10 protein-coding genes are annotated in these 14,392 nt (G+C 54.6%); 4 read left to right on the top strand and 6 right to left on the bottom strand.

Annotated features, from left to right (window positions below; all coding sequences use genetic code 11):
• Nucleotides 1-35: 35 nt before the first annotated feature.
• The 6 genes from fhuB to hrpB form a co-directional block, all read right to left on the bottom strand.
• Nucleotides 36-2,018 (bottom strand): Fe(3+)-hydroxamate ABC transporter permease FhuB, encoded by a 1,983-nt coding sequence (gene fhuB, locus QMN38_RS13570; RefSeq protein ID WP_323605217.1) that lies wholly within the window; start codon nt 2,016-2,018, stop codon nt 36-38.
• Nucleotides 2,015-2,905: a Fe(3+)-hydroxamate ABC transporter substrate-binding protein FhuD gene (gene fhuD / locus QMN38_RS13565; protein WP_323605216.1), complete on the bottom strand. Its 891-nt coding sequence runs from the start codon at nt 2,903-2,905 to the stop codon at nt 2,015-2,017. The genes fhuB and fhuD overlap by 4 nt, the downstream gene beginning before the upstream one ends.
• Nucleotides 2,905-3,702, bottom strand: a complete 798-nt coding sequence (gene fhuC / locus QMN38_RS13560) for a Fe3+-hydroxamate ABC transporter ATP-binding protein FhuC (RefSeq protein ID WP_271442277.1) — start codon at nt 3,700-3,702, stop codon at nt 2,905-2,907. The genes fhuD and fhuC overlap by 1 nt, the downstream gene beginning before the upstream one ends.
• 47 nt (nt 3,703-3,749) lie before the next feature.
• The gene (gene fhuA / locus QMN38_RS13555; protein WP_323605215.1) at nt 3,750-5,969 is read right to left on the bottom strand and encodes a ferrichrome porin FhuA; all 2,220 of its coding nucleotides are present in this window, start codon (nt 5,967-5,969) and stop codon (nt 3,750-3,752) included.
• Between the two features lie 316 nt (nt 5,970-6,285).
• The gene (gene mrcB, locus QMN38_RS13550; protein ID WP_323605214.1) at nt 6,286-8,826 is read right to left on the bottom strand and encodes a bifunctional glycosyl transferase/transpeptidase; all 2,541 of its coding nucleotides are present in this window, start codon (nt 8,824-8,826) and stop codon (nt 6,286-6,288) included.
• 139 nt (nt 8,827-8,965) lie between these two features.
• Entirely contained in the window at nt 8,966-11,395 is a 2,430-nt protein-coding gene (gene hrpB / locus QMN38_RS13545; RefSeq protein ID WP_323605213.1) for an ATP-dependent helicase HrpB, read from the bottom strand.
• 73 nt (nt 11,396-11,468) lie between these two features.
• Between hrpB and thpR the strand changes: the two genes are divergently transcribed.
• The 4 genes from thpR to gluQRS all read left to right on the top strand — a co-directional run bounded on the left by thpR (nt 11,469) and on the right by gluQRS (nt 14,345).
• Nucleotides 11,469-11,999 carry an RNA 2',3'-cyclic phosphodiesterase gene (thpR, locus tag QMN38_RS13540; RefSeq protein WP_271442273.1) on the top strand — a complete coding sequence of 177 codons (531 nt, stop codon included), beginning with the start codon at nt 11,469-11,471 and terminating at the stop codon, nt 11,997-11,999.
• A gap of 15 nt (nt 12,000-12,014) precedes the next feature.
• Nucleotides 12,015-12,719, top strand: coding sequence for a DNA/RNA nuclease SfsA (sfsA, locus tag QMN38_RS13535; RefSeq protein WP_323605212.1), 705 nt, complete (start codon nt 12,015-12,017; stop codon nt 12,717-12,719).
• Between the two features lie 177 nt (nt 12,720-12,896).
• Nucleotides 12,897-13,352, top strand: a complete 456-nt coding sequence (gene dksA / locus QMN38_RS13530) for an RNA polymerase-binding protein DksA (protein WP_003829221.1) — start codon at nt 12,897-12,899, stop codon at nt 13,350-13,352.
• A 96-nt stretch (nt 13,353-13,448) separates the two neighbouring features.
• A complete protein-coding gene (gene gluQRS, locus QMN38_RS13525; RefSeq protein WP_271456980.1) occupies nt 13,449-14,345 on the top strand; it encodes a tRNA glutamyl-Q(34) synthetase GluQRS in 897 nt (298 codons plus the stop codon).
• The last annotated feature ends 47 nt before the right edge of the window (nt 14,346-14,392 follow it).

Genomic DNA, 14,392 nt, shown 5'->3' with positions numbered 1-14,392 from the left:
AGCGTCTTATCCGGCCTACATGAAAAGAATCAGCCTCAACGGCTCTGCTTACGTAACAGATAGATAAAGTACGGCGCGCCAATAAACGTCGACAACAGTCCCGCCGGGATCTGATACGGAAACAGCACCATACGCCCACACCAGTCGGCAAACACCAGCAGTACTCCACCCGCCAGCGCGGATATCACCATATGCGGCATCGTACGCCGAAAACCTAACATCCGTGCGATATGCGGCGCCATCAGCCCCACAAAGCTCAACGGACCGATTGTCATGGTTGCCGTAGCGGTCAGACCCGCAGCCAACATCAGTAAGCCAACGCGCGACGGTGTTAATGCCATACCGACAGCCCGCGCAGTGTCACCGCCTAACGGTAGAATCGTCAGCCAGCGGCGGCACAGCGGCGTTATCGCCAGCAGAATGATCATCACAATACCGGTACGTAAAACCTGTTCATTGGAAGCGTTATAGGTCGAGCCGGACATCCAGGTCAGAATGCCCGCCATGCGCGGATCGCCGCTGGCCTGCAGCATCATCAGCAGCATTGTGAATGCCGTACTGAGCGCCATCCCCGCCAACAGCATCCTATGCGGAGAGAAACCACCGCGCCCGGCGGCAATCATAATAATAAGCAAGGTGACCGCCGCACCGATACTCCCGGCGGGCAACAGCCAGCCAAACGCATTGCCGGGCACCAGAAACAGCATGAGCACCACGCCGAAGGCCGCGCCGGAGCTAATACCCAACACTTCCGGGCTGGCCATCGGATTACCAGTCAAACGCTGAATAATGCAGCCCGCCACAGCCAGCATTACGCCAGCCACCAGAGCAGCCAGGATACGCGGCCAGCGCCAGGGCATCAGCTCATCCAGCATTGCACCGCTGGCCCAGCTCCAGCCGTGGGCATCGCGACCCAATGACAGCGCAACCACAACCGTCAGCAACAATATCGCCCCCCCAGCCAGCGCGAACATCAACACATGCTGGCGCTCAGCGGCGACACGGTTGCTGGCATTCATATCCGGTGCGCTCATACTGCGAAGGCGCGGCAATAGCCACAGCAGCAATGGCGCGCCAATCAGCGCCGTCACCGAACCGGTGGAGACTTCCATCCAGACGCGAGTGAGTAATAAAATAATTTGATCGGAGAGCCAGAGGATCAGTGCGCCAATCAACGGAGCCAGCAGCAGACGCGCCAGCAAACGCCGCGCGCCGAGCATTTTCGCCAACAGCGGCGAAAACAGTCCCACAAAACCGATAATTCCGACGGCGTTGACCAGCAAAGCACTGAGCACAATCGCCAGCGTTAACGCCGCCAGGCGCGCCAGCGACAGCGCCAGTCCGAGATTGCGCGCCACGCCGTCATCCAGTCCCATCAGCGTCATTGGGCGTAATAGCAGCAGCGTCAACATCACGCCACCCACCAGTTGCGGCCACAGCCTTTGCACCCCGCTCCAGTCGGTTTGCGTTAGCGTGCCGCTGCTCCACAAAAACATGCTTTGCAGCTGGTCGTGATGGAAAATCACCATCAATTGATTAATCGCGCCACAGTACAGGCTGACCACCAGGCCCGCGAGGATCAGCGTCACCGGAGAAAGTCGTTTGCCCCAGGCTACGCCAAACACCAGCGCCCCAACAATACAAGCCCCTGCCAGCGCCGCAAATTGTGTCGTCAGTGCGCCAGGAATAGCCCACAGCGTAGTCACCGTGATGCCCAGTTGTGCCCCGGTGGCAACACCCAGCGTAGTCGGCTCCGCCAGCGGGTTACGCAGTACCTGCTGAAACAGCACACCAACCAGTCCCAGCCCGGCACCGACCAGCAGAGAAATCGCCAGCCTCGGTAGCAGGCTAAAATGGAATACCATCTGCTCAATAACATCGATATCCGGTGACCAGATAGCCTGTTGCCACTGGCTACGCGGCAGAGCAGCGGAAAAGTTAAACCAGGTCAGCCAGCATGCAGCAACAAACAGAACCGCTAGCAGAAGAGTTGGGAGCAGCGCAATACGTTTACTCACGCTTTCCCCCCCAGCGCATTATCCAGAATGCGCGCAAAATGCATCGCCGATAGCGTTGCACCATAGAACCAGACGGCGGGAACACGTTGAAAACGTCCGGCGCGAACAAACGGCATCGCCAGCCACAACGGTGTGGACATCAGTGCTTGCATATCCATGTTGTTACCGTGATCGAAACACAGCACATCAACATCTTTGTAGGCGGCAAGCCTGTCAATCCCTACCGCGGTGCTGCCCCAAAAGTTGGTTTCGCCCTGCCAGGCGTTGCGGATCCCGTACTCATTCAGCACTTCCTGGAACAAGCAGTTAGGCCCAAATACCAGCATATGGCGAGGATCGAGCAGGGTCATCAGCAATAATGGCCGGGAGCCTCGCTGAACAAAGCGCGGTTTCAGGCTGGCAATCAGGTGTTCGTACTGCGACAGATGACGTTCGGCAGCGGTCTGCAGATTCAGCAACTGAGCCAGTTCTTGCAACGACTGACGCGCCACTGCCAGCGGCTTTTTGCCATCACTGAAGTTAAAGCCGCGACCCGGCGCAATACGTGCAAGCTTCTCAGGTGCAGGACCATAACCAGCCGACCAGACCATAAATGAGGGTTTCATTTCAGTCAGCAGTTCGAGGTTCGGTTCAGTACGTAATCCGACATCAATGACGGAGTCCGGCAACGCGGGTTCGTTGACCCACAGTTTGTAGTTTGGAACATCCGCGACGCCGTAAGGTGCAACACCCAGCGCCAATAGCAACTCAACAGGCAGCCATTCCAGCGCCACTATACGCTGTGGATCAACCGCCGCCGCGCGGGCTGTATTCATTTGCCACAGTAGCGGAGATAGCGCCATTGCCGTTAGCAGTCGTCGACGGGAAAGATGAGGTAATCCAATCATTAATAGACAAAACTCACGGGTGCGGCACCGGCCGGATGCGGCAAAATGCCCATCGGGATACCGTAAATCAGTTCCAGGGTTTCACTACGCATCAGTTCCGCAGGTGTTCCCTCTGCAATCATTTCCCCACCGCGCAGCGCGACCAGGTAGTCACAGTAGCGGGCTGCCATGTTGATATCATGCAGTACGGCAACCACCGTCAATCCACGTTGTTGGCTCAAGCGATGTACCAGCGCCAGAACATCAACCTGATGCGCGATATCCAGCGCCGAGGTTGGTTCGTCCAGCAGCAGGCAACGGCTGTCTTGTGCCACCAGCATGGCGATCCACGCACGCTGACGCTCGCCGCCAGACAAGCTATCCACCAGGCGATGCGCCAGAGGTTTGAGTCCAACAAGCGTAATTGCCTCTTCCACTTTCTCCCTGTCAGCCACACCAAAGCGTCCCAACGCCCCATGCCAGGGATAACGCCCAATCGCTACCAGCTCACGTACCGTCATCCCTTCGGCCTGCGGTAACTGCTGGGGTAAATAGGCAACCTTACGGGCAAACGCTTTGCTGCTCCAGCTCTCCAGCGGCTGCTCATCAAGAAGGATTTCACCTTCTGACGGCGGCTGATGACGTCCCAGCATTTTCAATAAAGTGGATTTACCGGAGCCGTTGTGGCCGATAAGACCCGTCACTTTACCCACGGGAAAGGTTAACGAGAGAGGATGCAAAAGCGTGCGGCCAGGCACACGAAAGGAGACATTCTTCAACGCAAACGTCGTGTCGGGATGGGATCTGTTTTCCTGCATAGTGGCCAACTTGTAAAACGGGCACGCAAAGCGTGCCCAAAGAGAAATTAGAAACGGAAGGTTGCTGTTGCAACGACCTGACGTTCTGCGCCCCAGTAACATGCGTATTCGCTATAGCAACTGGAAACATATTCACGATTAAACAGGTTGTTGACGTTTACGGCAACGGACGAACCCGCCATACCGAAACGGGCCAGATCGTATTTCACCATGGCATCAGCAACGGTATAACCGCCCACATTAAACGAATCGTTTTTCTTCCCTGCAGCAGTATCGTTTTTGTAGTAACTCACCGTTGAACCGGTATAACGCACGCCAGCCCCAATGGTCAAACCACTCAGTGCTGATTCATAGAACGTGTAATCGGTCCATAACGAAGCCTGATTACGTGGTACTTCCGCCGGTCGTTGACCTTTAAAGATAGTGTCTTCGGTATATTCCGCATCCGTGTAGCTGTAAGCCGCCGTAACGTTAATATTGGCATTTACGGCTGCTTTTGCTTCCAGTTCAATGCCGCGTGAACGAATCTCCCCAGTCTGGACGCTGTACAGACCCGTAGGATCGTTCGGGTCCGCCGTCAGGTTTTTATCTTTCGTCAGCTGGTACACAGCCGCCGTCAGTACAACTGGCATATCCTTCGGAACACACTTCACACCTGCTTCGTACTGCTTACCACGCGACGGATCGAACGGTTTGCCTTCTTTCGTTGAACCGGATGTCGGTTCAAACGATTCGCTGTAGCTGAAGTACGGAGAAATACCATTGTCAAACAGATAGTTAACACCACCACGCCAGGTAAACTGCTGATCGTTCACTTCGGCCAGTGAATTACTGGAGCGGGTCAACGTGGAGGTGGTTGCAAAATCATAGCGGCCGCCCAACGTCAGCACCCACTTATCCCATTCCATCTGGTCCTGGGCGTAGAGTCCGGTCTGTTCCATACGGTTTAACACGGCGTACTTAGCATACGGTCCGCTGACATCAATATTCGGGTTACCGTACTGAGGGTTCTGCATATTTAATGGATCAGCATCGCCATACAGCGCATTGACATCGTTACGCATACGCGAGTAATCAACACCGGTCAGCAGAGTATGTGCAACATCACCGGTGGCAAAAGCAGACTGGAGCTGGGTATCAACGGTAAATGCATTGAGATCTTCATCAGAACGAACGTATTTACGGATAATCTCACCAGGCTGACTATAGCCAAAACCATATACAGAACGGTAGAGCGTTTTCACCTTGTCATAACGCAGGTTCTGGCGCACGGTGAAGGTGTCGTTAAAGGCATGCGAGAAGTTGTAGCCAACCATCTGCTGGCGGCGAGCCATCTTGTTATCCGCTTCACCTTCATTGAAATCAGTCGGCAGCTTGTGCGGATTACCATTTGCATCGTAATACGGAACAAGCGTACCTTCACGCGGCAACCAGCCATAATAACCCGCGTACGGATCGTTCTGGAAATTACTCAGGAAGGTGAAATCTGTTTTATCATCAGGGCGCCAGCTAAACGCAGGTGCAACTGCGTAGCGCGTTGATTTTGACATCTCCTGCTGAGAGTTCTGGCTATTACCCAACCCCGTTAAACGGTATGACCACACGCCGTCATCATCAATAGCATCGCTAAAATCGAAACCAGTTTGCCAGAGGTTGTTCGTCCCCATTTTAAACTGCACTTCTTTCAGGGGTTCTGTTGTCGGACGTTTGCTCACCATACTGACGATGCCGCCAGGGTTGCTGTTGCCGTACAGCACTGAAGTCGGCCCGCGCATCACTTCTACGCGTTCCAGAAAATACGGGTCCATAGATACTTCAGAGTAGTTATTACCCTGAAGTTTCATGCCATCAAGATACTGGTTGGTGTTGACCGTGGTTGGAGAGGTAAAACCACGAATCGTCACTACATCATAGGTGGAAGAGCTACCACGGGTAGCAAAAACACCGGGTGTATAAGCAATGGCTTCTTTTACTGTAGCCGGTTGCTTGGTATCCATCTCTTCACGCGTCACAACCGAAACAGACTGCGGGGTCTTTTCGATAGGCGTATCGGTTTTGGTGGCAGTGGCGGAACGCTTCGCGGCAATCGTCGGCGAAGGTCCCCATGCGCTTTCTTGTGCGGCAGGTGCTGCGGTTACGGTGATTGTTTCTTCTTTCGGTTGAACCGCCGCCTGTGCATACACAGACATGCCGCTAACCGCTGTGGCTACCACGACTGCAATTTTGCGCAGTGAGGAGTTTGGCTGAGCAGTTTTAAGACGCGCCATTGGTATTTCTCTGATGAAAGTGAATGATAACGTAAACGAGAATTATTATTATAACGGCAGCATAATATTCGAAACTCTGGCGAGATAGCAAGCAATACGCGCCCCTACTAAAACTAAGGGGTTAAGAAATAACCAGATGAAAAGAAAGGGTTAATAAATTAGGCTGAAATGTTTTAACAGAAGACCTGCCGGATAGCGTCATGGCTGCTCAAATTCCGTAGACCTGATAAGCGCAGCGCCATCAGGCAAAACAAAACCGAATGACGCCAAAAGAAAAACCCGCCGGAGCGGGTTTTTAGGTAGATATTGGTAGGTATTAGTTACTGCCAAACATATCCTTGATCCAGCCTGCGACGCCGTCGCTGTCTTTCTTCTCCTGCTGCGGCGGCTGTTGTTGCTGCTGCTGCTGTTGAGGCTGCGACTGCGTTGATTGATCGAACGGATTACCTGACTGCTGCTGCATCTCACCTTGCTGACACAACGAGTCCGGATCGGTGGTCCACACTGGCAGCGTACGCATACCGCCACTGCACACGAAGTTACCGTCGTAATCGACACCCATATCAACAATATCTTCCGGCGGCGTCAGCACCAGCGGGGTTGGTGTCTGGTTCGCCAGATAACGCTGATAAATCGACATCGCCCCGCTGGCACCGTACAACTTGGTTGGCTGGTTGTTATCGCGGCCTACCCAGGTAATCGTCACCTGGCTGCCGTCGATACCGGCAAACCACGTATCCACGTTGTTGTTGGTGGTACCGGTTTTCCCTGCCAGGTGCAGCCCTGGGTACTTCGCGCCCAGTTGACGACCCGTACCGCGTTGAACCACCTGTTGCATGGTCCACAGCGTCATATAGGCCGCCTGCGCCGGAACGGCGCGCTCTGCCTGCGGGAAGCTTTGATACAGCACGGTTCCATCTTCAGCAATGACCGAACGCAGTGCTGATAATGGCGCACGGTTACCCCCGCTGGCGATGGTCTGGAACGCCTGCGCCACTTCAATTGGCGTCAGGTTCAACGCCCCCAGCAGCATCGCCGGAACCGGATTGAGCTGATCTTTCGGAGCGCCCAGTTTCGTCCAGGTATCGGTAACAGCAGGCAGACCCAGCGCCATCCCCAGATTGACAGTCGGGACGTTCATTGAACGCGTTAATGCATCCACCAGCATCACTTTACCGCTTTCGCTATAGCGACGGTCATCGTTCTGCGGTGACCACACCTGGCCGTTCGGCTGGCGCAGCGCAATCGGCGCATCGGCTATCCAGGTATTCAGGCGATACAGCTTCGGCTGGCTGAGTGCCGTCAGATAGGTTGCCGGTTTTGCCAGAGAACCGATGGAACGACGGGCCTGCATCGCGCGGTTATAGCCCGCAAACTGCGGCTCAGCGCCGCCGACCATAGCACGAACCTCGCCGCTAAAGCGGTCAACGACCACAATCGCGGTTTCCAGATCGCTCAGCTTGCGCTGTTTCTTCAGCACCGGAATGCCTTCCACCGCCGCTTTTTCTGCCGCATCCTGCGCCACGGAATCAAAGGTGGTGAAAATTTTCACACCGGAGAGATCTTTGACTTTATCGCCCAGCTTCGCCTGTAGCTCCTGGCGAACCATCTGCATAAACGCTGGCTGTGGTGAAATCACTCCGCCACGCGGCTGCACGCCTAACGGGCGCGCACTCAGCATGTCATACAGATCCTGATCGATAATCTGCTGCTGTTGCAGCAGGCGCAGCACCAGATTACGACGTTCCAGCGCCAGCTTCGGATTACGCCATGGGTTGTAGATTGACGCACCTTTCACCATCCCCACCAACAGCGCCTGCTGGTCAAGACTCAACTCCTCTACCGGGCGACCAAAATAATACAGGCTCGCCAGCGGGAAGCCACGGATCTCGTTATCACCGCTCTGACCGAGGTACACCTCGTTCATATACAGTTCAAGAATGCGGTCTTTGCTGTAGCGCGCATCCATGATCAGCGCCATGTAGGCTTCGTTCGCTTTACGCCAGTACGAGCGCTCGCTGGAGAGGAACAAGTTCTTCACCAACTGCTGGGTCAGCGTACTGGCCCCCTGCACCGTACGACCAGCCGTCAGGTTCGCCAGCACTGCACGTCCGATGGAATAGAGGCTGATACCGTCGTGCTCATAGAAGTGACGGTCTTCTGTCGCCAATAGCGTGTCCACCAGCAGATCCGGGAAGCCGCTACGCGGGACAAACAGACGCTGCTCGCCGTTAGGCGAAGAGAGCATGGTGATCAAACGCGGATCGAGACGGAAGAAACCGAACTGGCGGTTGTTATCCATATTCTCAATGGTATCCAGATGATCGCCATCAAAGGTCAGACGCGCACGCACCTGCCCTTCTTTACTGTCCGGGAAGTCAAACGGACGGCGGATCATCTCAATGCTCTTCGCCTGCACGGTAAATTCGCCAGGGCGCGTCATTTTCGTCACCTGACGGTACTGTGTCGCCTCCAGCAGTTTTACCATCTCGTTCTTGCCGATGGGCATTTCTGGCTCAAGGTTAACCATCCGGCCATAAACAGCCGCGGGCAGTTGCCAGACTTTGCCATCGATACGGCTGCGAATTTTTTGGTCCAGGTACACGCCATATATCGCGATCAGCACCAAAAAGACGATCGACAGTTTTACCAGCAGCCAGAACCAGCCACGCTTACCACGAGGCTTACGCCCTTTGCCTTTACCCTTACGCGGCATCGGTTCTTCATCCTCATAGTCATCATCATCATAATCGTCGTCATACTCGTCATCTCTGAGTTGACGACGGCTCACCTTTTGTTTCGCCGGACGTGACGGTTTCCCTTTACGTCCAATTGGCTCGCGGTCATTCCCCGCCATGCTTTTTCTCCGCAACATTCAGGCGCAAGGGCCCGATTCTCTGTTCTTCCGTCCTGCGACAGAAGAAGAAATCTCTCAATTTTCTGCTGTATTTATGCCGGATGGCGGCGTAAAACGCCTTATCCGGCCTACAGTTGCATTACGAATACTTCTTCGTGCGCCGCGTTGGCGCGGTATTCGCCGGATCGTCCGGCCAGACGTGTTTCGGATAACGCCCTTTCATCTCTTTTTGCACCTCGCGGTACGACCCTTTCCAGAACGCGCTCAGATCGCTGGTCACCTGTAGCGGTCGCTGGGCCGGAGACAGCAGTTCCAGCACCAACGGCACACGCCCCTCGGCGATGGTTGGCGTATTCGCTTCGCCAAACATTTCCTGCATCCTGACCGCCAACACCGGGGGATTATCCTCGTGATAGCGAATGGCTATCCGGCTTCCCGTCGGCACAGTGTAATGCGCCGGCAGCGAACTCTCCAGACGTTGCAGCATTGACCAGTCCAGTAAACCGCGCAATGCCTGAGCCACATTTAATGCTTTGAGTGCGCGTAAAGAGTGCACACCGCTCATATGCGGCAATAGCCAGCTCTCCAGCGTCGACAGCAGCGAGGCATCATCGACAGCAGGCCAACCGTACTCCGGCAACCAGTTTGCCGCGCATTGCAGACGCAACCGAAACTGTTCAGCCTCAGGCGTCCAGTTGAGCACACTTAGGCCTTTATCGCGAATTCCGTTCAACATGGCCTGATGCAACTCGTCTTCCGAAGGTTTAGCCAGCGGCTGTACTTTAACTGTCAGTTGACCAATGCGCATTCGGCGCAGCGCTTTCAGCGTCCCCTGGGTTTCATCCCATTCGATGGTATCTGACTGTCGCAGCAGCTCAGGACACGTCTGTATTAATCTGTCGATATCCAGCGGCAAAGACAGCAAAATACGAGCATCCGGCGAGGCACTACCCTGTAGCAACAGCGGCGCGATAAGCCACTCATGGCGCGCCGATGCATCATCAGCATCCAGCATTGCCCCCATCCCGTTCGCCAGTTGATATCGCCCTTCCTGACCACGACGCCGGGCAATACGATCGGCAAACGCCTGCGCCAGTAAAGGTGCTAACCGTTCGCTATCAGGCTGGCCTCCACGCACATTCAGGCGCTTCAGTAGCTGCTGGCTACGCAGTTGCCAGGCGGGCTGGTGGCGTGAAAATGCTGTTGCCAGATCGGTACTCCCACCGCGCGGTGGTTCTTCCAGAATTGCCGCCAGCTTTGCTGCCGTTGCCGCTTCGTCGTCATTGTTAGCACTGACTAGCATTGCTGCTAAGCGGGGATCGTTGCCCAGTGCCGCCATTTTTTGTCCGGTGGCACTGAGTCTGTCCCCCTCCAGTGCGCCCAGCATCAGTAACAAACGCGTTGCCGCCTGCATATTTACGACTGGCGGCCTATCCAGCCAGCTTAACTGTGCGGGATCGGTGCATCCCCATTGCAACAGTTCCATCAGCAGGCCGGACAGGTCGCTTTGTACGATTTCCGGCTCGCCTTGCGGCGCAGCCCTTTCTGCCTGCTCTTTGGCCAGCAGATGCAGACAAATACCGGGTTCCAGACGGCCTGCTCGCCCTGCACGTTGGGTCATTGAGGCCTGGCTAATGCGTTGGGTAATCAGTCGCGTTAATCCCGTGCGTGCATCAAAACGCGCCACACGCTCCTGAGCGCAGTCCACCACCAGACGGATACCTTCAATGGTTAAGCTGGTTTCAGCAATATTGGTTGCCAGCACGACTTTACGTCGCCCCGCTGGAGCAGGCAAAATGGCCTGTCGCTGCTCGGTCAGCGATAATGCGCCATACAGCGGGCACAGCAAGATATCGCTGCCCACGCGGCCTGCCAATTGCTCCTGCACACGCAGGATCTCCCCCACGCCGGGTAAAAATAGCAGCAACGAGCCACTCTCGTTACGCAGCAACTCCGCGGTGGCAATGGCAACCGCTTCGTCAAAACGTAAATGCGTCGCCAGGGGCTGGTAGCGCCGTTCAACAGGAAACGCACGTCCTTCGGAAACAAGGGTAGGCGCTTCAGGCAACAGCTGTTGTAAACGCCCGTTGTCCAGTGTGGCTGACATAATCAGCAGTTTTAAATCATCCCGCAGGCCTTGCTGCACGTCCAACAGGAGCGCCAGTGCCAGATCCGCCTGCAGGCTGCGCTCGTGAAATTCATCAAGGATCACCAGACCAACCCCCTGCAATTCTGGATCGCGTTGGATCATGCGCGTGAGCACACCTTCTGTGACCACTTCAAGCCGGGTTTGCGGCCCAATGCAGCTTTGCGCGCGCATGCGGTAACCCACGGTTTCGCCGGGCTTTTCGTTTAGCGACTCCGCCAGTCGTTGTGCCACATTGCGAGCCGCCAGACGACGCGGTTCCAGCAGGATAATGCGCCCCGAAATCCCCTGATGCTTCAGAAACTGCAGCGGCAGCCAGGTCGATTTCCCGGCCCCCGTCGGCGCGGTCAGCAGGACCTGCGGTGAGGCATCAAGGGCAGTAAGCAGTTCAGGCACGATGGCGGCAACGGGCAACGACGTCACAAATGACTCCAGAGGGTTAACATTCTTCGCGCTGCATTGTAGCATCGCGTTAATTCATAACCGAGTATCCATCATGTCTGAGCCAAAACGGCTGTTCTTTGCCATTGAATTGCCTACTGAGGTTCGGGAGCAGCTCATCCACTGGCGAGCCGCACAATTTCCACCGGAAGCGGGCCGCCCTGTCGCCGCGGACAATCTGCACCTGACGCTGGCTTTTTTAGGGGATGTCAGTGCGGAGAAACAGCAGGCGCTATCACAGCTGGCCGGACGCATTCGCCAGCCGTCGTTTACGCTCAGGCTGGACGATGCAGGGCAATGGCTGCGTTCGCGGGTGGTATGGCTGGGAATGCGCCAGCCGCCACGTGGGCTATTGCAACTGGCCAACATGCTGCGAGCACAGGCCGCACGCAGCGGATGCTACCAAAGCCCGCAGCCCTTTCACCCGCATATCACGCTCTTGCGCGATGCCAGCCATGCAGTCGCCATCCCGCCCCCCGGTTTTTGCTGGTCATTTCCGGTTACGGAGTTTGCGCTTTACGCCTCGTCATTTGAGCGAGGACGCACTCGCTACTCAACCTTGCAACGCTGGGCGCTGAGCAAGTAATCAAGGGTATTATTCATGCAATTTTCTCCCCCTTTACAACGCGCTACGCTAATTCAGCGCTATAAACGTTTTTTAGCGGATGTGATCACACCTGATGGCACAACCTTGACGCTACACTGCCCAAATACCGGAGCAATGACCGGATGCGCAACCCCTGGTGATACCGTCTGGTATTCAATATCAGAAAATACTAAACGGAAATATCCACATACATGGGAATTAACGCAAACCGGATCTGATGCTTTTATTTGTGTTAACACGCTATGGGCCAATCGCTTAACGAAAGAGGCGATTCAGAATGAACTCATTGCGGAGCTTTCTGGCTACAGTGTGTTGAAAAGTGAAGTAAAATACGGCGCAGAAGGCAGTCGTATTGATTTTTTGTTACAGGCAGATTCCCGGACTGACTGCTATATTGAAGTAAAATCAGTCACGTTGGCGGAAAAAGAGTATGGTTATTTTCCCGATGCCATCACTGAACGAGGTCAGAAACATCTTCGGGAATTGATGAGCGTAGCGGCTGAAGGTAAACGTGCAGTCATATTTTTCGCGGTACTACATTCAGCCATTACACGGTTTTCACCCGCGCGCCATATCGATGCAAAATATGCGCAGTTATTAGTCGAAGCACAGCTAAAGGGGGTCGAAATTCTGGTTTATAAAGCGGAACTTTCTGCCCATGGTATGACTCTTAAAGAACCGTTGCCCATTGCCTTATAATGGTGTGAACAACGGGTTAATTAGTATTCTGGCCGCGTGCGCAAATACGCTTTTCCTCACAGGGTTGTCAAGTGTTACGTATAGATAATTGCTATCCGGAAAAGCATCTGCTATTTATAGCGACCTGATTTTTCCCCCGAACATGGGGATCGATAGTGCGTGTTAAGGAGAAGCAACATGCAAGAAGGGCAAAACCGTAAAACATCGTCCCTGAGTATTCTCGCCATCGCTGGGGTGGAGCCGTACCAGGAGAAACCGGGCGAAGAGTATATGAACGAAGCCCAGCTGTCGCACTTCAGGCGTATTCTTGAAGCATGGCGTAATCAACTCAGGGATGAAGTCGATCGCACTGTGACTCATATGCAGGACGAAGCGGCTAACTTCCCTGATCCGGTTGACCGTGCCGCACAGGAAGAAGAATTCAGCCTTGAGCTGCGTAACCGTGACCGTGAGCGCAAACTGATCAAAAAGATCGAGAAGACGCTGAAGAAAGTAGAAGACGAAGATTTCGGCTACTGCGAATCATGCGGCGTAGAAATTGGTATTCGTCGTCTGGAAGCCCGTCCAACAGCCGATCTGTGCATCGACTGCAAAACGCTGGCAGAAATTCGCGAAAAACAGATGGCGGGTTAATCCCGTAGGCTGTTGCATGCCGGATAGCATTACGCTAATCCGACAATACCTGGGCGGGAGTTTCTCCCGCCTTATTCTTTTATATTATCCATCGACATGACAGACAAACCCTATATTGGCCGTTTTGCCCCTTCACCTTCCGGTGAACTGCATTTTGGTTCCCTGGTAGCCGCCCTCGGCAGTTATCTGCAGGCCCGTGCACAACGTGGAATCTGGCGGGTACGAATTGAAGATATCGATCCCCCTCGTGAAGTTCCCGGTGCTGCAGAGACGATTCTGCGTCAGCTGGAACATTACGGGCTGCACTGGGATGGCGAAATCGTGTGGCAGTCGCAACGCCATGACGCCTACCGTGAGGCACTGGCCTGGTTACAACAACAAGATTTAAGCTACTACTGCACCTGTACACGCGCCCGTATTCAGCGTATTGGCGGGATTTACGACGGTCATTGCCGCGCGTTACGCCACGGGCCGGAAAATGCAGCGGTACGCATCAAGCAACAGCATCCCGTCTTACACTTTAACGACCTGCTGCGCGGCAATATTCACGCCGACCCAGAGCTTGCTCGGGAAGACTTTATTATCCACCGACGCGACGGACTGTTTGCTTATAACCTTGCGGTGGTGGTTGATGACCACTTCCAGGGGGTAACTGAGATTGTACGCGGTGCAGATCTCATCGAACCGACTGTACGCCAAATTTCGTTGTATCAGCAGTTCGGCTGGCAAGTACCGGACTATATTCATCTGCCGTTGGCGCTCAACGAGCAAGGCGCTAAACTTTCTAAGCAGAATCATGCGCCTGCCCTACCGCACAGCGATCCACGCCCGATTCTCATCAAGGCGTTGCGTTTCCTCGGTCAGAGCACTGCAATACCGTGGCAAGCGCTGAGTGTGGAAGAATTACTGCAAACTGCGGTGCAAAATTGGACGCTTTCGACTGTGCCGGGTTCAGTGAATGTAAATCCGGCATTCTCAAATGACTCATGCTGAGCTATGATTAGCCGCGATTTTTACACAGCAACACTTGTTCTGACTGA

Origin of the sequence: Citrobacter sp. R-1.5.2, assembly GCF_035064245.1 — a bacterium.
GTDB lineage: Bacteria > Pseudomonadota > Gammaproteobacteria > Enterobacterales > Enterobacteriaceae > Citrobacter.
Note: the sequence above shows the minus strand (reverse complement) of the source record. Positions and strands in the feature narration are given on the sequence as shown.